Origin of the sequence: Panacibacter microcysteis (genome assembly GCF_015831355.1) — a bacterium.
Lineage (GTDB): Bacteria > Bacteroidota > Bacteroidia > Chitinophagales > Chitinophagaceae > Panacibacter > Panacibacter microcysteis.
The window spans coordinates 116,035-139,079 of sequence record NZ_JADWYR010000002.1 but is presented as its reverse complement, the minus strand read 5'-3'; the positions used below and the strand labels follow the sequence as shown (position 1 = coordinate 139,079).

Here is a 23,045-nt window from a genome sequence, read left to right as displayed (position 1 = left end):
TATCATTATGCGTTTACTACGTGTTATTCCAAGTATGAACCCGTCTACAGGCGGGCCATGCCAGGGCATCCGTAATGCCATACCCGAATTGCAAAAACTTGGCATTTATAATGAAGTGGCATGTCTTGACGATCCACGGTCTTCTTTTTCGAGAAACGACCTTTTTCCGGTTCACCTGCTTGGGCCTGCCAAAGGCCCATGGCAATACAGCAACAAACTGGTACCATGGCTGGAGAAAAATGTTCATCGTTTTGATGCGGTAATTGTGCATGGTCTGTGGCTTTACCACGATTACGCAGTAGTTAAATTCTTCCGCCAACTCAGAGCACGGACGAATAACAAAAAATCGCCGAAATTATTTGTTATGCCGCATGGCATGCTCGATCCCTATTTTCAAAAAGCACCCGGAAGAAAATTAAAAGCCATCAGGAACAAAATCTACTGGAAGCTGGTTGAATCTAAAGTGATTGAAAACGCAGATGCAATGCTGTTTACTACCGAGTCTGAGCTCCTGCTTGCACGTGAAGCTTTTCAACCTTACCTGCCCAAACAGGAAATCAACATCGGTTATGGCATAGCCGCTCCGCCGCCTTTTACACACGAAATGCATAACGCTTTCATAAATGAATGTAGCGGGCTCAATGATCGACCTTTTATACTTTTTCTCAGCCGCATTCATGAAAAAAAATCGGTTGATTTGTTAATACAGTCGTATGTAGATATTGTTAAAGGCTCAAACACGGCAAATCAAACAAACATCCCAAAACTTGTAATTGTGGGGCCGGGCATGAATACGCCGTTTGGCAAGAACCTTCTCACGATGGCCGCAGATTTGAAAGATGAATATATTTTTTTCCCGGGTATGCTTACAGGGGATGCTAAATGGGGGGCCTTTTATAATTGTGACGCATTTATACTGCCGAGCCACCAGGAAAATTTTGGTATTGCAGTTGCAGAAGCAATGGCATGCAGCAAACCTGTACTTATTTCAAACCAGGTAAATATTTTCAGGGAGATAGAGACTTCGCACTCGGGCATCGTGGCTGATGATACTGTTGAAGGCGTATCATACTTACTCAACAGTTTTTTTAGTCTCACAGATGTAGAAAAAAAGCAAATGGGCGTTAATGCAAAAACAACGTATGAAAAATATTTTGCAGCAGCACCGGCAGCGCAAAAAATGTTGAGCATCTTATCAAATTAACAACATAACTTAAAAATATATGCACAACGTTGATACACACACCGGCCCGTCTTTTTCCCTGCGAAACAGGGTGGGCAGGTTAGCATGGAATATTGTTGAAGCAATATTCTTCCGGTGGTCGCCAAAACCATTGCATGCATGGCGTTCTTTTTTACTCAGAAGCTTTGGTGCACAAGTAGGCAAACGAGTACATGTGTACCCCGGTGTAAAAATATGGGCGCCCTGGAATCTTGAGTTACATGATGAATGTGGTATCGCTAATGGAGTGACTCTCTATTCACAAGGCAAGATAACGGTTGGTTACCGTGCTGTAGTGTCTCAGAGTGCACACCTCTGTGCAGGTACACATGATTATCAAAAACCAGGTTTTCCGCTTGTAACAAAACCCATTACTGTACATGCTCATGCCTGGGTTGCAACAGAAGCATTTATTCACCCGGGTATTACCATTGGCGAAGGTTGTGTTATAGGTGCAAGATCTGTTGTTACTAAAAATATGCCTGCCTGGTCTGTTTGTGCAGGACATCCTTGTAAATTCATCAAAGAAAGAAAACAGTTTCCTGAAAGTATTACAGTTATACAACTTGAAAAGCTTTTGCATGATGATGGCACGGGCAGCATTGTTTTATAACATCATCTCTTATCCAGGTGAGCGGGAAATGCAGGGCAAATTTTCATCCATCAATCAATTGTGACAAGCTATTTTAGAAAGTTATCAATGCTTTTGACACTTTATGCTGTGTTCATATGTTGCTCGTCATTTAACCGGCAAACATCGAAACAGGCAATTACTGCCCCGCAAACCAATGGTGTAACAACATTTTCATTTGTACTCAACGAAAATCGTCTTACAAGTGCCGGCGTTTTTAATACTGAAGGAAAACTGATCAGGACCTTATGGAGTGGTGTAATGTATAACGCAGGAAAACAATCTGCATCCTGGGATGGGACAGATGACCAGGGCAGGCTTGTTAAACAAAACAGCTATGTGGTAAAAGTGCTTTCAGGCAACATGCAATACAAATGGCAAGGTGTGATCGGGAACACGTCTGATTCATTCACGGGATCAACCGTTCACCATGCAATGCGTAGAATGTATGGAATGAGCATTGTAAAAAACACCGCTTTTTATACCACTTACTACAACGAGAAAGCGAGCAGCACATTTAAGTTCAACACAAGTGAGCCGCAAAAAAAAAGTGCCATATACAATGAAGGAATATCGGTTCAATTTGTTGCTGCAGACGAAGAACGCGTATACTGGGCAGGTACTGACACTGCACAAAACTTTATCTATGCTACAAACGTAGCTGATGATAATCCTGTTCTCTTTTCAACCGGTAAGAATAAGCTATTAAAAGCAAAAGAGGCCATTAACATTATCGATGCAACCAGTAAGTCTGCTGCAACAATTTCAGGCATTGCAGTTCAGCATAAAGCAAACTATCTTTTTGTTGCATATGACAAGCTGAACGAGTTGCACGTGCTTGATAAACGAACAGGCAGGCTGGTAAAAAAAATTCCTGTAAACAAGCCCCGTGCTGTTACTGTAGACCGGCAAGACAATGTGTGGATAATCTATGATAAACAGGAAAACACCATTGTTGGAAAATTTGATATAGAGAATGGATTGTCCAGGCCAATAATACGCCTCACAAACCTGCAACAACCTTTAGCAATCGCCGTATCCCCTGACAACAAAATGGTTTTGGTGGCAGATGGTGGCAACAGCCAGCAGCTAAAGGCATACGATAACTCAGGCGGTGAATTTTTATGGAGCTATGGTAAAGCAGGCGGTTACGCCACAGACCCAACGGTAAGTGACGATAAGTTTTTTTTCAGGGAAGATAGAACGGGGCCTGCAACGTTTATTGCATTTGAAAAGGATGGTTCTTTTTGGGTTGAAGATAGCGGTAACGACAGGGTGCAGCATTTTAGCGCTTCTAGGAAATGGATTGACAGGATCATGTACCGCAGTATTTCATACAGCATGTTTGTAGATCACAACCAACCATCAAGAGTGTTTTCTGATTATTTAGAATTTAGTATTGATTATACAAAGCCATTATCGGCCAATAATGGTTCGTGGACACTGGTAAGAAACTGGGGATACAACGTTCCTGCTGAATGGGATGACAAATACAACAGGCTTCGCTGTGTTAATACCTTGAAAAATGGCCGCACTTATGCACTGCAACATCGTATTGCGAACAACAATTCGAAAGGTAAATGGGTACTTGTTGAACTTCCGGGAAAAGGGCAATTGCGATTTACCAATATTGAAATACCTGATAACACGCAGCTATATCCTGACGGGTCTTTAAGACGGGTAAGCAAACTTGTGCCGGGAAGGCCAACAACCTGGACACAAAGAACGCTTAAAGATTTTGATGATTCAGACAATCCCGTATGGAATGAAGAGACAGTGCTGGCCTCCTCGCCTGCTGCTACAAAATATGACCCGCTTTTTTGGGGAAATATCAACAAACTGAAAGCAGGAGAAATTACATCATCGAATTTGGTTATTTCGTTTGATGGTGGCCTTACACCGAATGGAAGTGATGGTTACCATCTTGGTGCGATAAAGGTAAACGGTAATGAATGGTTGTGGCGAACTGCCAACAGCACAACAAAAGCGTACAAAGGTGTATACCCCGGTGACGGCAGTTACGACAATGGCAACAATGTAAAATATGCAGGCAGTGTAGCACTTGTAAACGACAGGAATATTTTTTGGGGTTACCATGGTGAATTCTGGAAAAACAGCCAGGTAAACAAGTGGACGCATGTATATGATGACGGATTGTTTGTTGGCCAGTTTGGTGTGACGGGCAAGGAAGTCGAAAATCTTGAAGCACCGGCAGGAATGGCAGGCAATGCTTTTGCAGCAGCGTTAGTAGAAGATAAAGAAGGCAATCTGTATTTGTACCATAATGACGAAAGTTATCACAGCGGCATTCATCGCTGGCACATAAGCGGATTTAATACCATAACCGAACAAACTATACCGATACAATTACCTGCAGTACAAAACGGTCTGACTGCAGTATATTTTAGCGGCCGCGATCTGAACAATACAAAAATGATTTCTTCAGGTATTGATGCAAATGTTGCTTCTGATCTCAGCAGCTATACCGGAAAGGAAAAACAAGGACACAAAAATTTTTCTGTGCGGTGGCAGGGATTTATTGAACCACTTTACACAGACGATTATTTTGTTTCTGCAAAAAGCACTGGGAGTACCCGCATCTGGATCGACGATTCTTTGCTACAACATAACAAACCCCTTCACCTGGAGGCGGGTGTGCGTTATCCATTTAAACTGGAATACGCCGATGCATATTCAGATAATGCCCAACTGAGATTGTTATGGCGCACGGCAAAACAGCAGGAAAGTGCGATACCTGCAGCAAGGTTTTTTACAACAGTCAATACAGCAAAACCTGTTGTCTATGATCTGCTCGAAGGGCTTCCACACAACAGCAGCCTGGAAGCTAACCGTTATGGCTGGAAAAAATACCCGGAGCAGGATGACCTTACAGACAAGTACAGCAAGTGGTGGAGCGTGAGCACAAACATTAAGAAGTATACAAAAGATGAATCGCCAGACCTGTACATACGCTTTAGAAAACAATCTGATACCGCCGTTGTGGTAAGGGATATTGGATCATTTAAAACAGACAACTGGAAAATTTACGGCACGATAGATTTTGAGGGCAATTACCTGAACACTGCATCGCCCGGCAAACGCAACAGTGGCGGAAGCTTTATAGAAGTGCTGGATGATGAGCAGAAAGTGATTGCCCGTTTCTTTGCAGAAGAAGCCTTAACTACACGACAGGCATTTATACAGGCAAACGATAAAAAGATATTGCAAATACCCGGCAACGTTATGAAGTCTGTAACCGGCAAACAACAACCTTTTGCCATAAGCGCCAACCAGGGCACAGTTACGATTAGTTACGGTGATGATGTTGTGACTACAATACCTTTTGACAGTGAAGCAAACTGGCAAAGACCGTCTGCTATCAGGATTTACTTTTGGTCTGGCGGCAGTAATTACGACCGCGTTACAGACATCTACCGGTTATTTTATCAACCTCGTTGACAGATTTGAAAAGAGAAATTAAAGCAAACGCACCGGCTGTTCACTTGCTGCAATACATACTGAACGCACAAGTGAGTGACACAACAGGCGATGCCACATGCACTACAGCTCACCTCCCATTTACCATACAACTGCTACACATAACGTGTTACAATTTGCTAAGCCAATAGGAATTATCAAATTATCCCTCAAAATAATCCAAACCAGAAAATCCAAATGTTCAACAACATTTCTAAAATCTTTTTAAAACACCGATCACAATGATTCTGGATTTAACAATCGCTATTCCCGTGCGCAATGAAGAAAAAAATTTACCCAAATGCCTTAGCGCAATTGGTAAAGACCTGGCCAAACATGTTGTAGTAATTGACTCGGGCAGCACAGATGGTACAAAGGAAATAGCAAGACAATTTGAAGTAGGAGTAATTGACTTTAAGTGGGATGGAAAATTTCCCAAGAAAAGAAACTGGTATTTACGCAACCACACCCCGCAAACAAAATGGATTTTGTTTCTTGATGCAGATGAGTATTTAACAGAAGACTTTAAAAGTGAATTACGTGAGGCGCTTGCAGACGACAGCAAAGCCGGATACTGGCTTAGTTACAGCATTTATTTTATGAACAAGCAGTTGCAGGGTGGCTACCCGCTGAAGAAGCTTGCGTTGTTTAAAGTAGGTGCAGGCGAGTATGAAAAAATTGATGAGGAAAAGTGGAGCCATTTTGATATGGAAGTACACGAGCACCCGGTGCTCGACGGCGAGGTGGGCGTGATCAAAAGTAAAATTGACCACCAGGATTTTAAAGGCGTTAGTTATTATGTAGACAAGCACAATGAATACGCAAACTGGGAGCATGCAAGATTTTTAAAGTCGCTGGAAGACAAAGATGCATCTTCTAACTGGACGTTGAAACAAAGGCTAAAATACCGGCTGATGAAGAAGATGCTGATTGGGCCTGCGTATTTTTTTGGCAGTTATATTTTGCTGGGTGGCTTCAGAGACGGTACCAGAGGCCTGGCATTTGCCATTTTAAAAATGGCTTACTTTACACAGATCTCGTGTAAAATACGTGAGAGCAGGACTGAACAAAAAATACTGGAAGAATCTTTGCGTGATACATCTTACAGCGTTTAACTGCGCAGGATAAAAACAACCCGATTGCTGCCGTATGTTATTTAAAAGCAATCTACACTTATGAAGAAACACATCAACCTGCAGCATTTTGTATTACTGAACATTATACTTTGCGTTATCTATTTTTTGTTCCCGGGTACATTTACAGCAGCGCTGCTGGCGTATTGTATGGCGGTGGCAGGGTTAACGGGTATATGGTTTATTTTGTATACCCGCTACATAAAAGAACAAGCTAACAGGCCGGGGTTGCTGATGCTTGGAAGGCGAAAAACATTACTTTTTGCATACAGTGGTTTCAATCTTATAATGGCCGTGTTGTTTGTATTTGGAGAAACAACAATGCCCGTATGCCTTGGCTTCACGGTTGCATCAGGCATTCTTTTGATCTGCCTGCTACGGTTCGATCAAACGCTTACGGCTTTCCTGTACAGAACACTCAATGTATCTAACCGGGTAGCGATCGTTGGTTCGGGAGATCTTTCTAAAGAACTGGGCAATTATATAGCACAGCAACACAAGTTTTCTTTCCAGGGCTACCTGGAGCGGGATGAGCGCCAGGCCATTGAGACATCAGAACAATACATTGCATTTGCAGCGGCCAACAACATCCGTGAGTTATATATACCATCTGGTCATTTTGCATATGCAGATATTGCCATGTTAAATGAAGCGGCCAATAAACATTGCATTCGCCTGAAACTGATAGCAGACACACCACTTGCCAACATTGAATCTTTCAGGTATACAGAACATTTTAATAAGGTTCTGTTATTAAAAGCATACAATGAGCCGCTGAGCAGTTTAAAAAACAGGATAGCCAAGCGCCTGTTTGATTGTATCATCAGCAGCGTAGTAATGATAACAATACTGTGGTGGTTAATACCACTGATTGGCATATTGATAAAAGCAGAATCCAAAGGTCCTGTCTTCTTTAAACAACTTCGTTCCGGCAGAAACAATCAATCTTTCTGGTGTTACAAATTCAGAACCATGGTTAACAATGCCGATAGCGACCAAAAACAGGCAACTCGCGATGATGCACGTGTAACAAAGATCGGTGCATTCCTGCGCAGAACGAGCCTCGATGAATTGCCGCAGTTTATCAATGTACTAAAGAACGAAATGAGTATTATAGGGCCGAGACCACATATGCTGCGGCACACAGAAGAATATAGTAACCTCATTAAAGCTTACATGGTTAGGCTTTACCTGAAACCAGGGCTTACAGGGTGGGCGCAGGTAAATGGTTTTCGTGGCGAAACACCCGATCTGGAATCTATGCAGAAAAGAATTGAACATGATATCTGGTACATGCAAAACTGGTCGCCGCGTTTAGATACCAGAATCTTTTTCAAAACGGCTATCAACATGCTGCGCAAAGAAGAAAATGCGTTTTGATCAGGCGCACTCACCAGTGCGGTAAAAACCAAGCACAGCGCAAACAGGTTTACAGGATTTAAATGATCATACTCAATACAAAGCCCGTGAAGTTTCTTTACGGGCTTTTTTATGCCTGTTGCCGCAACAAAGCAATAAGTATGTGGAGCCAGGCTGTATTACTACTATAATGCACCTGTTGCGTCGCACTCTTGTACGTTCGGATAGATAACGGGGCACGATGCACCGGCCATGCACTTATGCGTCAAACTGTAGGAAGACTAAATACAAAGCTGGAGCCTTTGCCTTTAATACTTTTTACCCATATGGTACCGCTATGGGCTTCAATAATACTTTTGGTAATATATAAACCCATACCAAAACCGCTATAACTTTTTGTGGCATCATCCTCCCTGAAAAATTTATCGAACACGCTATGGATATTCTCCGGCGTAATACCTATACCCTGGTCTGTAACATACACTATTACAGATCCGCTCTTGCTGATACACTCAATTGAGATGGGTGTTTGATGCGGTGAATACTTGGCAGCATTGCCCATCAGGTTAGACATGACCTGTTCTATTCTAAGTCTATCTATATACACTTCGCTTTCCTCGCCGCTGCATTGCAGGCGCACATCATGCGCACTGTACAAATTTTTCAACGAGGCAACTGTATCATTGATGTAAGCTTTGAAGTTTACTTTCTCTTTGTTGTACTCCAGCCTTCCTGTTTCCATCTTTGAAATATCCAGCAACTGCTCAATCAGTGTATTTACTTTATCAGCCTGCGTATTGATCTTGGTTAAAAAAATTTTCACCATGGAAAAATCATCTGTCGCTAACGCCAGCTGGGAATAAGCTTTAATTGTCGTAACAGGTGTTTTCAGTTCGTGGCTGGCAATCGAGATAAATTCGTTCTTCTGCTGCTCTATATATTTTGACTGTTCAAGCTCTGCCTGTTGCTTGTCTTTTACACGCTGTAAAACATCGTTCTTCGATTTTAGTTCTTCGTACGGCGTTCTGTTGCCGGGTGTATGAAAGTGGCTGATAATATCTGTAATAAGATTCTTTGTAACAGGTATATACCGCGGAATACCCAGGCGCATTGTAGCAACAAACTTTTCACCTTTTTCTGTGCAATCAAAATCTGACACAAGTTTTTTTGCAAACACCAGCCCGTCATCACTCTCTCTTAAGCCTGCATCCACCGCACATTCAATATCTGCCCGCAGGTAGTTTCTTTCGGCCTGCTGCACAGAGATGATAACGACACCTGTGTTGGTTTTGTCGATCACTTCTCTTCCCACTTCAAGAATAGCCGTTGCAAATGCAGTCTGTGCGTGAACCGAGAATTTCAGCATGTCAGCAACAGCAATACTCTTCTTTTGCGCAACGATCAAATCCATTTCGTTTTCAAGCGTTACAAGAACAATCTCAGTCATCTTACAAAATTTTACAGGATACTACAGACATATCATCATTCTGGCGGGCAAATTCCTTGTACACAGCGGCAGTAATGATCATCGGGTCTCTTTTTAATAACTCCGGAAATTTGAGTAAATCCCAGCGCGACCTTATCCCGTCTGAGCAGGCCACAAATTGGTTATAGTCTTCTTTTTTCAGCATTACATCATTCAATGTATTCGGAATGTTGTGGCCTATAATACCGTTGTATGGGATGTAATTTTTTTGCAATACACCGCCCAGGAACTTCGTTGAAATATTGCCTACCCCACAAATATTCCATTCCTTTTTTACTGTGTTGAATAAGTACACATTCGCAACAACACCCCTTGTTTTCCTGATGTTTTGATGAATGACTTTAACAACATCATTAGCCTGTTCCTCCTTGCAATTTATGAAAGTATCGATTGCTGCTTTAACAGCTGTTTGTGCATCGGGTCCATGACCGAGCCCGTCTGCGACCAACACCCTAAACCCGTTCCTGTTGCGCACCAGGCAATAACCATCGCCACAGGAAATTTCTCCAAACTTAGGAACCAAAAGCGCTCCAAACCGAAGCTGCGGACTTTCCTTTTGTGGTTTTTGCGGATCTTTGAAAATCCTGATTACTATAATTGTACCCCAACCCGGCTGTGAGTAAATATCAAATTCATCAGAAAGCCTGCGAATGCTGCCAAGGCCATGCCCCAATGTATTGGAAGAAGAAAAATGATCATTGAGTACTTTGGTAAGATTTGCAATACCCGGCCCGTTATCCATGCATACAACCTCGAGAAATTCGTGAGCATTGTCTTTACAAAGCCGCACCAGGAACTCGGCGCCACCCGTACTGTATTTCTGCAGGTTAGAGGTTAATTCAGCTATGATAATATCCAGGTTATTGATGCTTGTTTTAGGAAAATTACCGTTGCTGATTATCCGGTGAATGTCTTTTTTGATAAGGGCAAAATAACTGCGGTCATCTGCAACAAAACGTTCGAATACGATATTAACCATTTGCCCATTTTAGAATTGTTACGCTCGTGCCTTTACCAACTTCACTGGTTATCGAAAAATCATTTACAAGTCTTTTTGTTCCCGGCAATCCCAGGCCAAGGCTCTTTCCGGTAGAATAACCGTCTTTCATGGCCAGCCCTATGTCTTTTATGCCAGGGCCATTATCAGTAAACGTTACCCTTATACCCGTCTTCATTCCGCCGGATATTACTTCTATCACTGCGGTTCCGCCATTGGCATACTTTAGCATGTTACGCACCAGTTCGCTTACTGCAGTCAATAGCTTTGTCTGGTTAACGATACCCATTTTTATTTTTACGGCATACTCTTTTACCCTGTTTCGCAACAGGATCACTTCATTCTCCTTATATACGCTGATGGTATCCTTATTCAGTGTGACTATCGTCACTTTCGGTGTCAGCATAGGTATCATTGTCTGTTTGGAAATGCTCTATCTGTTTTTCCAGTAACTGCATACCTTTCTCCACATTAAGAGCGGTAAGTACGCCCTCCAGTGGCAAACCCAGCTCGACAAGAGTAATTGCAACGGCAGGCTGCATGCCAACAACAACAGTTGATGCATCAAGAATCCTGCCCATACTTGCAATGTTATTAATGATACGCCCCATAAAAGAGTCAACAATAGACACAGCAGATATGTCTATCAACACTCCTTTTGCATTGGTTTTACTTATTGCTTGTAAAAGGTCTTCTTCCAAAGTGAGAGCCAGCCTGTCATACAAATCAACTTGTATCGTTACCAAAAGAAAGTGTCCCATTCTTAAAATAGGAATTCTGTCCATAACTATACCCTTAGGATTTTTTGTTTTCCGAACTAATTTTTTTCACTGTCAGATTTGTATTTGCGAAAGCATAACTCAATGCGCTTGCCATTGTTGCTTTTGTTACCACACCGCTCAGGTTTATACCCAGGTGTACAATGGTTTGTGCTATTTCAGGCCGTATGCCACTAATGATACATTCAGCACCCATTAACCGTGTTGCGCTGATTGTTTTAATCAGGTGCTGCGCTACCAGCGAGTCAACAGCAGGCACGCCCGATATATCCAGAATAGCAATGCTGCTTCCTGATTCTACAATCTGTTGCAACAAATTTTCCATTACAATTTGCGTGCGTTGGCTATCCAGGGTTCCAATAATCGGCAATGCAAGAATGCCTTCCCACACCTGTATAACGGGTGTAGATATTTCTGCAATCTCATCCGTTTGCCTCAATATAACTTCTTCTCTCCCCTTAATAAAAGTTTCAAAACTGATGATGGATAAATTGTCCATCAACCGGTTTATTTTGCGGCTTTCTTCAAAGAGTTTGCCGTTGTCCTTTATATCGGTAGCAAGCACATCCAATATTGCCTCTTTCAGCCCAAGCACAAAAGCGCCGGTCTCACGTGGGCTAAAGCCCTGCCTGGCCCTTGTTATTGCAATACCCGAGAGTATTTCAATTACAGGATCCAGCGACATGGCTGCTGTATCAGACATATTGTCTTCGGTAAGATTTGCAAGGAGAATATCGATCAATTCTTCTGACTGGTAACGCAGATCTTCGTTGGACATAAGATCATCACGTAAAATTTCACTCTGTAACTGGTTGTTCATCCAACGTTCGAATATGACGGATTTTTTCTTTTTGAGAATAGCTGAAGTGGTGGCCATTATTAATTTTTAAAATATGTCGAACTTAAAGAAGCTGATTCGGGAGAAAACTAAAACTTTATCAAAGAAAGGTGTTTTTGATTGATTTGAAAGTATAATGAACAGAAAGATTATTGCCCGTATATTTTTCACCAACAAATACATTAATGTAAATATTAATATATAGTTCCTCACCGGAATGGCTGCCTTCCAAAGACGCAGGCATGTTGAATAAGTTGCCTCAGAACAAGACGTTGCGTTCGCATTCAACCGGTGAAGAAAGCAGGAATTTTATGGAGCCCGGCAGTATCACTTTAATGAGGCTTCCGTTGCGTCGCACACTTGTACTGTTAGATCAGGAGGCATCTGCAGGCTGCGGTTACCAGCAGTGTTGCAGATCATAATACCTATGTGCCATCAAGACCAACATTACCTGGCATTTTAATGTGATAAACATACATTTTCAGGCAATAAATTACATAATTTCATCATTCAAAGTTCTTTGATAAAGCAAGCCCTATATTGTTATAGCAAGGATTAAATTACTATCCCGGCGGTATGCAGCTACCCGGAAGACAATATAATAGCTCTCAACTCATTTATGGATTTAATGGTAAACGTTACGATAACGAGGTTTATGGAGTCGGAAACTTCCAGGATTATGGTGAAAGGATGTATGATCCGAGGATTGTACGTTTTCCAAGTGTTGACCCGATAACAAAAGATTATCCTGAACTAACACCTTACCAATTTGCAAGTAATAGACCAATAGACGGAGTAGACCAAGACGGGTTGGAATGGGAATTGAGTACGATAAAGCATAATTTGGGTACGGAGCTTAAATTAAAGCAACAGGTTGCAAAACATACACAGAATCTTACTAATCAGAGAGCTCTTCAAGCTTTAGCAAGACAACCTGTATTAAAGCAAGGTGATAATAGTTATTATGCACAGCAACGATCAAAAGCATTTAGTAGGCAAGCAGCATTTAATAAAGAAATGGCTGCACGAGCAGCTCACGACCCGATTTCTTACGGAGGGCCCGGAATGGGTTTAGGTTTAGCAAGAGACCCATTTGTACAAACATCAGCAGAAACATTGCTAACAATGGGTGCAGCAAGGTTTATTACTACAAATATTTTTCAAACAAGTACGACAAGTCTAAGCTTCTCTCAACAGTTTTTGCTAAAGTCCAGTATTGATTTGGGTGGACAGGCGTTGATAAGTGGGCCTAGTAAAATAGACTTTTTTGATGCAACCATTGCTGGTTTACCTTTTAAGCCTGCTTATTCAGCTTTAGCCGGAGGAATGTTTGATATAAGGCCATTCAGTCAAGGGGATAAATTTAGTTTGGTTGGGTTTAATAAATCAGTTAGTGATTTTACAATAGAGACATCAGCTAAATATATATTTGGAAGTGGTGGAATACCGGGTTCGTTTAAAAATGCTTATAAAGGTAGTTTTGATTTAAAAAATATTGGTCAGTTAAAATCGTACGACTTATCAAACTATATGATACAAATTCCTTTTAGTCTGACTGGGAAAGGAGTTAGTACTGCTGCAAAAACTATAGTCAATGGACCAACGCAATAAAAAAGGTAATAAAAAAGTTTTTGATGTTTTAGCTGGGTTAGCAATTATGTTAATCATATGGATTATTATACGTTCAGTATATATCAATCCTAAAAAATTAGAAGAAGGAGATGTGAGTTATACTGTTGCAATAATTACAAGTTTTACGAACCCAACTGATGGAGGGAAGGATGCAAATTTTATATATACAGTTAATGGTAAGAAGTATAAAGGCTTTTTTAACGCCTCAAAAATAGATACAAGAATAGGTGATAGGTATTTTTTGAAATTTTTGAAATCAGATCCTGACATCAGTCAATTTTTATTTGATATGTCAGTGCCAGATAGTATAATTAACATACCAAAAGAAGGTTGGGAACAGCTACCATAAAATAAATATAAAGAGCCGCTGGTCAAAGCTAGCGGCTTTTTTTATTGCGCTAACCTTTCGGTATGCAAATGCCGGGGAGGACGTACTCATCATCAACTTATCGTTATGGGTTTAATGGGAAGGAGAATGATAATGAAGTGAAAGGCACAGGCAATCAGCAGGACTATGGGATGAGGATTTATGACCCGAGGGTATCCAGGTTCTTAAGTGTTGATCCACTGCAAACAAAATATCCTGATGCAAGTCCATACCTTTTTTCAGCAAATAATCCTATTGCAAACATTGACGTGGAAGGTAAATATGCCTTATTTATTCACTTTATGCTAACAAGGTATATGTTACTTCAAGCAGGTGCTTCAGAGGTTCAAGCAAATCTTATCGCACATTATGCTTCTGTGTATGCTGATAACCCAGGCGGTGTTAACAACTTTTCTAAATATAAATCTTACAGTACAGCGGACATTATTATTATAAAGAATATTAAAGATTCTCAAAAAGATAATCCAATTTTTGATAAAATAGGTGGAAAGCTTCCAGAAGATAAAGTATTAAAAGGAGTCACTCATAATACAGATATTGATTACTCAAGAACAGCAAAGTCGCAAAGTGAAGATGCTGAAGCTCAGAAATGGCATTCTACAAGAACGTATGCTGAGAAAAATATTGTTACATCGCAAGAGGCTGTAAATAGAAGTTTAAGTAATGCTTGGGATATGTTGTTTAAATCTGCAAGTGAGAGCGGTATTGACAATATGCAGAAAAATACTGATGCATTACAGAATTTTGGCTTGGCTCTCCATTCGTTCGAAGATATAGAAGCTCATAGGGGTGCTGTATTCAGGGGAATTTGGAGCAATGGTGGAGGCTTATTTAATTGGTGGGGGAATGAGCATAACATGAAAAATGATGTTAACCCTGATGCTGCCAGATTCGGAATACCGCAGTTCTTTGTTGGAAATGCAATCTTGGTACATCAGGTAATGTCGGGTAATTTTAAAAGATTGGTTGATGGAACTCAGATATCAACACAGGGTATGAGTGCGGATCAAATTGGTCAATTAAAGACTAAAATTAATGGAGCGGGTTTTGAATTCAATAGCAATGGTAATAATACATACATGTATTCAGTAACAAAAAAGAAATCTTAGATTTTATATGCGTAATTGGATTACTATACTTGCAGCGGTATTAATTTTTACATCATGTTCCTCTATAGGAGAATATTATACAGATGAGAAAGATAATGATGTGGAAAATATTCAAATAAATTCTGACACCCAAATAAAGAACATTGGATTTGCTGCAAATACTATCGATTCTAATTTTAATGGAATAATCTTTTTTAAATTAATTGATACGCTTAATTATAAGAATTATCAACTGAAACAGATTTATTTCAGTCTTAATAATTTATCAAGCTCAGTAGCAGATAAGAAGCTATTATGCATAGATGTTCCACAGGAAATTAAATACAATGAAATAGCAGACATATCAGAGTTAAAGAAAAAAATACAATCAGGGTTGCCATTAGAATTTGTTTATAGGTTCAATAAAAACCAAATAAATGAAAAAGACAAAATAAAGGTGTCTATTAAACTTTTAGTAAATGAAAATGGGATAGATACTACAATCGAAAAGAGTTTTGAAATTATTAAACATACAAGGCATAAATCTTGGTTCGTGGGTTCATAAATAAAAAACCGTTGATTGCTCAACGGTTTTTTTGCACTCCCTGCAAGACGTTACTAAGATTATCCTTTCGTTTCCACAGATGCTTCAAGTGTAGGCTCCCCATATTTCAGTGCCAGTTGTAGTTAGAGTTTTCTAAGTTAATAATCTTTTGTTTTTTCTACTACTTTATCCACCAAACGGCTCGCTTCAATTTTCAAATGATTTCCGTTCGCCGTTTGTGGATAAAGCGATGGTGCATTCAATGAGCTTTGATGATACTGGTCAGCATATCTCACTGGAGATTGATAACCCAGTGATTTATGCGGCCTTTCCTCATTGTAATCAATGCGCCATACTTCGCTTAGGTACCGCACTTCAGCAAGACTGTTGAACAGGTAAGCATCCAGTAATTCCCTTCGCATGCTGCCATTTTTTCTTTCGATGTAAGCATTTTGCATTGGCTTCCCGGGCTGAATAAACTGTATTGTTATTTCTTTGCTATTACACCATTGTTCCAGCTTATGGCTGATAAATTCAGGTCCATTATCACACCTGATATTTGCAGGCTTGCCTCTTTTTGATACCAGGCGTTCCAGAACTCTTATTACCCTTAATGATGGCAGGGAAGTATCTACTTCAACAGCTAAAGATTCACGGTTAAAATCATCTATGATATTCAATAAGCGGAACTTTCTCCCATCTGTAAGCCGATCTGTCATAAAATCAATGCTCCATATCTGGTTGGGAGCTGTAGGCACCATCAATGCCTGTTTAATTCTTTCGGGTAAACGCTTTTTAGCCCTGCGACGGATGTTGAGGTTCATGGCTGTGTACACTCTGTAAATACGTTTATGATTCCATTGATAACCTTTATTCCAAAGACGGTAACAGCATTGCCAATAACCTATTGCAACATGCTTAGTAGTCAAAGCCGTTAATGCATCCTGTAGTTCGGTATCATCTTTCGGTTTGAATTTATACTGACAGGTAGTTCGGGATATCCCCATCAGTTTACACGCCTTGCGGTTACTGAGTTGTTCTTCTTTAATAAGATGTTCAACAGATTCCCGTTTCTCCTGGGGCGTTAAAGCTTTTTTTCGATTAGGTTTTTAAGGGCCCTATTTTCCATACTGGCTTCCGCATACATACTTTTGAGCTGAGCATTTTCGGCCTCCAGTTCTTTCATACGTTTTATATCGCTGGCTTCCATGCCGCTATACTTTGCTTTCCAATTGTAAAAGGTGGCATCACTGATACCAATTTCACGGCATACATCTTTAACAGACAGGCCCGCTTCCTGTTTCTTAATGGCAGCTACGATTTGACTTTCTGTAAACCTCTTTTTCATGAGTGTAAAATTTAAAGTTAATAAAAGCGCTTTTAACTCTAAACTATCATGGCCGAATCATGGGGAAGCTTACAATCGCTATTTAATAAAAACTCTAAATTGTTATTAGCCCATTCTATGCATAAAATTCTTCCTGCTTTGATTGATATTCTAAACCAAAAATATTTGTTACCGCCTTCCTCATAAATTGTGTTTTTAATTTGAATCGACGCAGGTTCTTTCTTTAAGCAATCTAACAACACATCTTCATCAAAAGACACATCCTCCAACATTTCATTGAGATTAAAATAAATGCTCATCAACTTTGGGAAGAAACCTAAAGCTTTTAAACCGCTAACAAAAAAAGGTTGCAGATTTTCTTTGTTATACTCAAAATGCAAAATGCACAAATATTTTTTTTCCATGTTTCTATTTTACTTTACTTTTTCTACATTGACATCAACACTTAAATTATTATCTTTAATATAGTCAGCTGCTTTTTGCTTGAAGATATTAATTTGTTCTTCAGAATATTTTCCATCTTTAATGTATACGTCAAGTGTAGACTTATACCCCATTTCTCCCCCTAAAGCATTTAGTCTGTCCAATTTTCTTTGAATCAACCGACCCTGCTTTTTCTTCGGTGGTGAAGATTGCTAAAGCTCTCGGCGTACCGCTTTATGATTTATTTAAAGCGGATGAAGTTTTTGCCGATGTAAATTCTTTTGATAAATCTTTGATGGAAAAAATTGCTTTGATTGAGCATTTGGATAAAAAAGAAAAAACCGCCTTCTATGCGGTTTTGGATGTCTTCCTCGGTAAAAAGAAAATGAAAGATGCACTTAGTAATGTGCTGACTAATGTATAAAGCAAAAGCCGCTGAACTTTCAGCGGCTTTTAAAGAATTAATTTTTATTCTTGAACAATATTATAAATCTGTAAAAGAAAAAAGAAAAAGTCAACAAAAAAATTATTGTACTCACGTAAAAAGACAACCATTGCCCATCATGATTTCCTAAATACCAAAAAACAAATGAAACTATAGTTGGCAACAAAAAAAATGATAGAATGCAAAGAATTGGATTTTTTCTAACTGCATCTATATTATTAAAATAAACCGGAAGCGCACAAATAGTTAATACAAGTATCCAAAATATTCCTGCCATAGATTCAATAAAATTTCCTTGCTTTTGCTCCAAAGTGTTATTGTATTTAGAATTTAATATCTGATACGCTATCATGGTAAGCACAATGCTTATTATAAATGTTTTGAATAAACTAACTGATAAGAATTTACTAATACTACTCATACCCTTACTGATTAATTGTTATGTTATAATGGTTTGTTGTCGTGGTAATAGGAACATTACCACTTGCACTTGATGTTGTTGTAGAAGTAGTTGTTGTAGAAGTCGAATACTTAATTCCCATTTGCTTTAAGTAGCCTTCAAATTTTTCATTATAACTTTTATTTTCTGTTGCAAAAGATTTAGTCCCTGTTTGCAGGTCTATATAATTTTGAAGAAGGTAGATATTGGCTTCTTTAGAGCCTCCATTTTTTTGGACGTAGTCGAATATGTCTGTCCTTGCGTTGTCTTTTATTTTATCATGAAACTTGGAATTAAAGATTCCCAACAGGCTTGTAACATATTGTTTGTATTCTTCAGGGCGGTCAGCGATATTATCTGCATATTTTCCATGTTCAGGCCCTGCTTTAGCATGTTCAAAAGTAATATCCCCTAAAACTGCCCTTGCAATGCCTGCATACCAAGGTTCATTTCTGCCATGCTGTCCATACATAACTCTATTACCCTTATCATCAATATAACTGTGAGCCCATGAATCCCCCAGTGTATGTAATTGATACAAATCCCCTCCAATTATTTTTGCAATCACACTGGATAATAATTCACTTTGTGAACCTCCTGTTAATCCATGCATTGTTTTTTGCCATTCAGGGTCAGCCCAAGTTCCAACTCCCCCATCTTTACCCCATGCCATCCATTCTTTACCTGGGATTTTTTGGATAGACATGCTATTATCTTTATGCACTACATGGTCGTACCATTCGGCTTTTACGGCTAATTCCCTTGCATCTGTTTTACTCATGCCAAGAGCAACTCCCATTGCATAGACAGTCCAAAAATGTCCATCCTCTTCCCATTGACCATTAGGGTCTTTAAAATTTATTGGATTGTCAAAACCAAATCTATATGGTGTCCACCCAGGAGCAGATTTTGCTGCCATATCAACCGCAAGCCATCTCCCTAATCTTGGGTCGTATATTCTATCGCCAAAATCATAAGCATTTCCTTCACCGTGTATTTCGTTATCCTTACGTTTTCCATCGAAGCCATAAGCATAATTTCCAGCATTGTAAGTTCTGCGCGGCATTTGCATACCAAAGGGATAATAATCTGTCTCACTGATTATTTGAGCTTTATAACTGGTTATATTATTACCCGCTACAGTATTGGCCAAACGCTTATCAGAAACCGAAACTAAAACATTCCCTAAATGATTGCTTAATTCAAAGATCTTATTGCCACGCTTAAAATTAATAAATATTCCACTTCCAATACCAGTCAATGTTACAGCTGTTTGAGCCGGCGGCGATTGCACATTCAATAATGGTTTATAAAGCCCCAGCCTGCTACTGCCATAAAGGTCAACTTCTACTTGTGTAAGCGCTCCCCCATTAACCGATGCATCCCCTTTCGTGTATACACTCATTACATTTCCTGATGCATCCCGCACATACCACGTTGTCGTATCAACAGTACCTTTCGAAACGCTTTTACTAATCCTGTTTCCCGAAGCATCATAAGTAAAAGTCAATGTTACACCGTTAGATTTTTGAATGCTTTTGATCTTTCCATAAACATTCCACGATATAACATTTACACCTTCCTTAATATCCTTTGTCAGGTTCCCAATCTCATCGTACGAATAATTATTCACTGTTTGATTTTCGAGATCACTATCGTAAACTGATGTTGTGGTTACAGCATCACTTACATAATTAAGCCTGTTATTATTTGGCTCATAATGATAAATAAGGTTATCCATTACTGCATCAGATGTTCCACCCCTTCTTCTGTAATAAGTCAGGATATTCCCATTACCATCGTAGTCTGCTATTTCATGATAGGCATTCAATTCCAATGCACCATTCCACGAATTATTTGCCAGGTTTAAACCTTAGATATTTAATACATTGTAATAACAGTAGTTCAAGACTTATGTAGTCTGCAATTATTTTCATGGCATCGTCCCTTGTGTCACTCACTTGTACGGTAGTTTTTTATGGCATCTTTTCGTTGCGGTTTCATTAAGGTTATTCATTAGCGAGGGGTAAAAAGCACACTTTGAAGCATTTAATTTCTTTGCAAGAACTAATATAGCATCACTGGTATAAATACACGCAGAGTCCCTGTCAGGAGAGTCGAGTAAACAAGAACATTGCAGCTCAAGCTTCTCACAGAACCGTACGTGAGTTTCTCAACTCATACGGCTCTTGTTATCCAGTCATGATTTTATTCCAAGTCTCCAGTGATAAAACAGTTCTTCTTTTTCTGCCTGTACCGTTTTGTATTTTACATAAACTGATCTATAGCTTCGAAGCTTGTATTTGTTCTTCAACCATTTTCTTATCAGTTCATTTAAATAACTAAATACACCCAGTGCCTCATGCTTGTTAAACCTCGTGTAGTAATTGATCCATCCCCTCATTTTTGGATTGAGCTTCTTTGCAAACCATTCCAGTGTTTGTTGGCTCCATCCTGGAATCATTACTCTTCTGATCGCTTCTCTTATTGATGTTTTGGCAGCATTGCTGATTGCACCGCTAAACACAAAGAATGTTTTCTTACGACCAAACTTGTCTTGTCTTGCCCGTGGTTGAAAACTATAGCTCAGGAAGGTAAAACTTTCATTATCGCTTTTGTCAGTTCGCTGATAGTTCTTGCAATACACAATCTTAGTTTTATCAGGATGTAGTGTTAATTCATATTCCTCCATCCTTGCTTTCAACTTCTCCAGCATTTGTTCTGCTTCTTCCTTACTACTGCAATGCACCACTATATCATCGGCATAGCGTTCAAAAGGACATCGCGGATTTTCTTTATCCATCCACTTATCGAAGCAATGATGCAGATAAATATTCGCTAACAACGGACTGATAACGCCACCCTGCGGTGTGCCTTTTGTTCTTGCCATTATGCTTCCATCTTTCTGCTCAACACCTGCTTTCAACCATCTCTCTACATACATCAACACCCATTTTTCCTGCGTATACTGCTGCAATACATGGAGCATAATGTTGTGGCTGATGTTGTCAAAGAATCCTTTAATGTCAACGTCCAATACCCATGCTTTGCTGACACAGTTTTCATGACATTGCACTAATGCATCGTGGGCACTTCTACCTGGTCTGTAACCAAATGAACTCTTGTGAAAAACCACTTCCATTGCAGGTTCTAAATCATCTTTTACCACACCCTGTGCTATACGGTCGCTTACCGTTGGAATCCCCAATGGTCTTTCGCCGCCTTGTTTCTTTGGAATAAACACCGTTCGCACAGGTGGTGGGAAATAACTTCCTGATGTCATGCGATTCCAAATCTTATACAGGTTGCCCGATAAGTTTGCATTGAACATCTCAATGCTTTCTTTATCTATGCCCGCACTGCCATTTTTATCGCATACTTTCAGGTAACCGTTGTACACCATCCTCTTACTAACCGGCAATGATTTTGTCATTTTTTTCATCATCATCCTCCACCTTGCGGCAGAGTTGTTTTAAAATACTTTAACCAGATAACCTGAACCCTTCGCTACTGCCGGCTTTCACCAGCTCTCAATACTACTATGGTTCAGTCCGACGCTTTTTGTTGCTTCTCCTGCCTTGAGCAGAATTGAGTTGCAGTATGAACACTCGTCTTTTGACGAACAGTCGCTTTCTAAACAAAAAAAAACTTCCTGCAAAGCACATTGGCACATCAACAATTAAGCCTCTCACGTTTCGTATAAAAGCCTGTGTAAAGCTCCTGCCATCTTAATGCCGGTTGGTCTGTAACCAGTAAACAGTTGCCCGTTACAGTTTGTCCTGCCAGTACAGAGATTCCAACAGTTTTACCAACAAGTTGTCCTTTCGACATGTCTTCAACGGTTCATTTGCATTCAGCTTCTTTACACTTACCTGATAATGTCCTTACATTACCTTTTGCCTGAACGTTCAGCATCATGCTTTTTAAACACAGCACCTTCAGGTGGTTTGCATACTCCAACTGTATGGCGTATGCGGCAGACCTTCTGCCATCTCTTATACAACATTGAAAAGAACTATCAACCCTTTTCATTCGTGACACACCTCTGTGGAGACGGAAACTTATACAATGCTTATCCACATTTAGTTACAGCCAATGTGGCAGTGTGAAAAACTTTTTTGAAAGCAATATTTTGGGGATAAAAAAATATTTTCTTGCTGCAAACCGCCGAGCTGACCGAAGGGAGGCGAAGGCATAAAAAAGTCGCTTACATTTTTGCAAACTTTTTTTAAAAAAAACAATTAAATGCACTTCGCTATCTCAATAATTCAATGGAATAATAAAAAGTCGGCGAATAGGAAGAACTATCCATTTTTACATTTATCTCATAATCTTTATACTTTTTCACTACGCCATCTTTACTGCTAATTGCTTCAGGAAAAAAATCAATAATCTTATCAAACTTTCTGACAAGTTCCTTTTTAAGATTTGGGATTATTTTATCTCTATAATAGTTGTCAAAAACAACACTGGCACTAAAATATGTCAATACTGAATCTTTTTTGCTAAACTTAAAATACAAATCTAAGTCTCCTTTTAACTTTTCAAAATGAATGACCTGTGATGGTGCATAATAGCCAACCTCACTTACATCAGCATCATTGTCTTTATCCCATTTGAGATTGATTATTCTGCCAACTTCACTCTTTTGACTTCCTAAAAAAATAGGCAAGGAATCGTAGCCTATCAATATTGAAGGTTTTAACATAGAGGTATCTTGATTTGCAATATTTTTTCTTCTACTTGTATTAGATGAACATCTAATATTCAGTGATAATACAATAAGCGTGAGTAGTCCTAAACAAAAATTTTTCAT

The 23,045-nt window shown here is 39.6% G+C and carries 21 protein-coding genes and 1 pseudogene; 11 read left to right on the top strand and 11 right to left on the bottom strand.

Annotated features, from left to right (window positions below; translation table 11 throughout):
* The first annotated feature begins 7 nt into the window (after positions 1 to 7).
* The 5 genes from I5907_RS12560 (at position 8) to I5907_RS12540 (ending at position 7,843) form a co-directional block, all read left to right on the top strand.
* On the top strand, positions 8 to 1,204 hold the full coding sequence (locus tag I5907_RS12560) for a glycosyltransferase (protein ID WP_196991166.1): 1,197 nt from the start codon (positions 8 to 10) through the stop codon (positions 1,202 to 1,204).
* A gap of 19 nt (positions 1,205 to 1,223) precedes the next feature.
* On the top strand, positions 1,224 to 1,835 hold the full coding sequence (locus I5907_RS12555) for a WcaF family extracellular polysaccharide biosynthesis acetyltransferase (RefSeq protein ID WP_196991165.1): 612 nt from the start codon (positions 1,224 to 1,226) through the stop codon (positions 1,833 to 1,835).
* A gap of 87 nt (positions 1,836 to 1,922) precedes the next feature.
* Positions 1,923 to 5,312, top strand: a complete 3,390-nt coding sequence (locus tag I5907_RS12550) for a PA14 domain-containing protein (RefSeq protein ID WP_196991164.1) — start codon at positions 1,923 to 1,925, stop codon at positions 5,310 to 5,312.
* A gap of 260 nt (positions 5,313 to 5,572) precedes the next feature.
* A complete protein-coding gene (locus tag I5907_RS12545; RefSeq protein WP_196991163.1) occupies positions 5,573 to 6,445 on the top strand; it encodes a glycosyltransferase family 2 protein in 873 nt (290 codons plus the stop codon).
* Positions 6,446 to 6,505: 60 nt separating this feature from the next.
* On the top strand, positions 6,506 to 7,843 hold the full coding sequence (locus tag I5907_RS12540; protein WP_196991162.1) for an exopolysaccharide biosynthesis polyprenyl glycosylphosphotransferase: 1,338 nt from the start codon (positions 6,506 to 6,508) through the stop codon (positions 7,841 to 7,843).
* 244 nt (positions 7,844 to 8,087) lie between these two features.
* Here the strand turns inward: I5907_RS12540 and I5907_RS12535 are convergent, their stop codons facing one another.
* The 5 genes from I5907_RS12535 to I5907_RS12515 are packed head-to-tail and all read right to left on the bottom strand — an operon-like array spanning position 8,088 to position 11,961.
* Positions 8,088 to 9,269 carry a sensor histidine kinase gene (locus I5907_RS12535; protein ID WP_196991161.1) on the bottom strand — a complete coding sequence of 394 codons (1,182 nt, stop codon included), beginning with the start codon at positions 9,267 to 9,269 and terminating at the stop codon, positions 8,088 to 8,090.
* A gap of 1 nt (position 9,270) precedes the next feature.
* Positions 9,271 to 10,287, bottom strand: coding sequence for an ATP-binding protein (locus I5907_RS12530; RefSeq protein ID WP_196991160.1), 1,017 nt, complete (start codon positions 10,285 to 10,287; stop codon positions 9,271 to 9,273).
* Positions 10,280 to 10,711: an anti-sigma regulatory factor gene (locus I5907_RS12525; protein ID WP_196991159.1), complete on the bottom strand. Its 432-nt coding sequence runs from the start codon at positions 10,709 to 10,711 to the stop codon at positions 10,280 to 10,282. Before I5907_RS12525 ends, I5907_RS12530 begins: the two co-directional genes overlap by 8 nt.
* Complete coding sequence (locus tag I5907_RS12520; RefSeq protein ID WP_196991158.1) at positions 10,674 to 11,090, bottom strand: STAS domain-containing protein; 417 nt, start codon at positions 11,088 to 11,090, stop codon at positions 10,674 to 10,676. Before I5907_RS12520 ends, I5907_RS12525 begins: the two co-directional genes overlap by 38 nt.
* A gap of 10 nt (positions 11,091 to 11,100) precedes the next feature.
* Entirely contained in the window at positions 11,101 to 11,961 is an 861-nt protein-coding gene (locus I5907_RS12515; protein ID WP_196991157.1) for an STAS domain-containing protein, read from the bottom strand.
* A 537-nt stretch (positions 11,962 to 12,498) separates the two neighbouring features.
* Here I5907_RS12515 and I5907_RS12510 point away from each other — a divergent pair.
* From I5907_RS12510 to I5907_RS12495, 4 genes are all read left to right on the top strand, one after another.
* On the top strand, positions 12,499 to 13,533 hold the full coding sequence (locus I5907_RS12510; RefSeq protein WP_196991156.1) for an RHS repeat-associated core domain-containing protein: 1,035 nt from the start codon (positions 12,499 to 12,501) through the stop codon (positions 13,531 to 13,533).
* On the top strand, positions 13,517 to 13,903 hold the full coding sequence (locus I5907_RS12505) for a hypothetical protein (protein WP_196991155.1): 387 nt from the start codon (positions 13,517 to 13,519) through the stop codon (positions 13,901 to 13,903). The genes I5907_RS12510 and I5907_RS12505 overlap by 17 nt, the downstream gene beginning before the upstream one ends.
* 62 nt (positions 13,904 to 13,965) lie before the next feature.
* Positions 13,966 to 15,051, top strand: a complete 1,086-nt coding sequence (locus I5907_RS12500) for an RHS repeat domain-containing protein (RefSeq protein ID WP_196991154.1) — start codon at positions 13,966 to 13,968, stop codon at positions 15,049 to 15,051.
* Positions 15,052 to 15,058: 7 nt separating this feature from the next.
* Positions 15,059 to 15,595, top strand: coding sequence for a hypothetical protein (locus tag I5907_RS12495; protein WP_196991153.1), 537 nt, complete (start codon positions 15,059 to 15,061; stop codon positions 15,593 to 15,595).
* A gap of 266 nt (positions 15,596 to 15,861) precedes the next feature.
* On the opposite strand, the pseudogene I5907_RS12490 reads toward I5907_RS12495, so the two are convergent.
* The 3 genes and pseudogenes from I5907_RS12490 to I5907_RS12480 form a co-directional block, all read right to left on the bottom strand.
* Positions 15,862 to 16,922 (bottom strand): annotated as a pseudogene (locus I5907_RS12490) (IS3 family transposase); the annotation flags it as partial.
* A 38-nt stretch (positions 16,923 to 16,960) separates the two neighbouring features.
* Positions 16,961 to 17,326, bottom strand: a complete 366-nt coding sequence (locus I5907_RS12485; RefSeq protein WP_196991152.1) for a hypothetical protein — start codon at positions 17,324 to 17,326, stop codon at positions 16,961 to 16,963.
* A 9-nt stretch (positions 17,327 to 17,335) separates the two neighbouring features.
* Positions 17,336 to 17,524, bottom strand: a complete 189-nt coding sequence (locus I5907_RS12480) for a hypothetical protein (RefSeq protein ID WP_196991151.1) — start codon at positions 17,522 to 17,524, stop codon at positions 17,336 to 17,338.
* Positions 17,525 to 17,547: 23 nt separating this feature from the next.
* Here I5907_RS12480 and I5907_RS12475 point away from each other — a divergent pair, with 23 nt between their 5' ends.
* Together I5907_RS12475 and I5907_RS12470 are read left to right on the top strand one after the other, a co-directional pair.
* Positions 17,548 to 17,769, top strand: a complete 222-nt coding sequence (locus I5907_RS12475; RefSeq protein WP_196991150.1) for a hypothetical protein — start codon at positions 17,548 to 17,550, stop codon at positions 17,767 to 17,769.
* Positions 17,762 to 17,920, top strand: a complete 159-nt coding sequence (locus I5907_RS12470; RefSeq protein WP_196991149.1) for a hypothetical protein — start codon at positions 17,762 to 17,764, stop codon at positions 17,918 to 17,920. Before I5907_RS12475 ends, I5907_RS12470 begins: the two co-directional genes overlap by 8 nt.
* A gap of 295 nt (positions 17,921 to 18,215) precedes the next feature.
* Here the strand turns inward: I5907_RS12470 and I5907_RS12465 are convergent, their stop codons facing one another.
* From I5907_RS12465 to I5907_RS12455, 3 genes are all read right to left on the bottom strand, one after another.
* On the bottom strand, positions 18,216 to 20,066 hold the full coding sequence (locus I5907_RS12465) for an RHS repeat domain-containing protein (protein WP_196991148.1): 1,851 nt from the start codon (positions 20,064 to 20,066) through the stop codon (positions 18,216 to 18,218).
* Positions 20,067 to 20,429: 363 nt separating this feature from the next.
* The gene (gene ltrA / locus I5907_RS12460) at positions 20,430 to 21,662 is read right to left on the bottom strand and encodes a group II intron reverse transcriptase/maturase (RefSeq protein ID WP_231402095.1); all 1,233 of its coding nucleotides are present in this window, start codon (positions 21,660 to 21,662) and stop codon (positions 20,430 to 20,432) included.
* A gap of 822 nt (positions 21,663 to 22,484) precedes the next feature.
* Positions 22,485 to 23,045, bottom strand: coding sequence for a hypothetical protein (locus I5907_RS12455; RefSeq protein WP_196991147.1), 561 nt, complete (start codon positions 23,043 to 23,045; stop codon positions 22,485 to 22,487).

What these genes read in the sequence shown, in the direction of transcription:
- I5907_RS12560 (WP_196991166.1), top strand. Translation starts at nt 8, where the DNA reads ATGCGTTTACTACGTGTTATTCCAAGTATGAACCCGTCTACAGGCGGG.
- I5907_RS12555 (WP_196991165.1), top strand. Translation starts at nt 1,224, where the DNA reads ATGCACAACGTTGATACACACACCGGCCCGTCTTTTTCCCTGCGAAAC.
- I5907_RS12550 (WP_196991164.1), top strand. Translation starts at nt 1,923, where the DNA reads ATGCTTTTGACACTTTATGCTGTGTTCATATGTTGCTCGTCATTTAAC.
- I5907_RS12545 (WP_196991163.1), top strand. Translation starts at nt 5,573, where the DNA reads ATGATTCTGGATTTAACAATCGCTATTCCCGTGCGCAATGAAGAAAAA.
- I5907_RS12540 (WP_196991162.1), top strand. Translation starts at nt 6,506, where the DNA reads ATGAAGAAACACATCAACCTGCAGCATTTTGTATTACTGAACATTATA.
- I5907_RS12535 (WP_196991161.1), bottom strand. Translation starts at nt 9,269, where the DNA reads ATGACTGAGATTGTTCTTGTAACGCTTGAAAACGAAATGGATTTGATC.
- I5907_RS12530 (WP_196991160.1), bottom strand. Translation starts at nt 10,287, where the DNA reads ATGGTTAATATCGTATTCGAACGTTTTGTTGCAGATGACCGCAGTTAT.
- I5907_RS12525 (WP_196991159.1), bottom strand. Translation starts at nt 10,711, where the DNA reads ATGCTGACACCGAAAGTGACGATAGTCACACTGAATAAGGATACCATC.
- I5907_RS12520 (WP_196991158.1), bottom strand. Translation starts at nt 11,090, where the DNA reads ATGGACAGAATTCCTATTTTAAGAATGGGACACTTTCTTTTGGTAACG.
- I5907_RS12515 (WP_196991157.1), bottom strand. Translation starts at nt 11,961, where the DNA reads ATGGCCACCACTTCAGCTATTCTCAAAAAGAAAAAATCCGTCATATTC.
- I5907_RS12510 (WP_196991156.1), top strand. Translation starts at nt 12,499, where the DNA reads ATGCAGCTACCCGGAAGACAATATAATAGCTCTCAACTCATTTATGGA.
- I5907_RS12505 (WP_196991155.1), top strand. Translation starts at nt 13,517, where the DNA reads ATGGACCAACGCAATAAAAAAGGTAATAAAAAAGTTTTTGATGTTTTA.
- I5907_RS12500 (WP_196991154.1), top strand. Translation starts at nt 13,966, where the DNA reads ATGCAAATGCCGGGGAGGACGTACTCATCATCAACTTATCGTTATGGG.
- I5907_RS12495 (WP_196991153.1), top strand. Translation starts at nt 15,059, where the DNA reads ATGCGTAATTGGATTACTATACTTGCAGCGGTATTAATTTTTACATCA.
- I5907_RS12485 (WP_196991152.1), bottom strand. Translation starts at nt 17,326, where the DNA reads ATGGAAAAAAAATATTTGTGCATTTTGCATTTTGAGTATAACAAAGAA.
- I5907_RS12470 (WP_196991149.1), top strand. Translation starts at nt 17,762, where the DNA reads ATGTATAAAGCAAAAGCCGCTGAACTTTCAGCGGCTTTTAAAGAATTA.
- ltrA (WP_231402095.1), bottom strand. Translation starts at nt 21,662, where the DNA reads ATGACAAAATCATTGCCGGTTAGTAAGAGGATGGTGTACAACGGTTAC.
- I5907_RS12455 (WP_196991147.1), bottom strand. Translation starts at nt 23,045, where the DNA reads ATGAAAAATTTTTGTTTAGGACTACTCACGCTTATTGTATTATCACTG.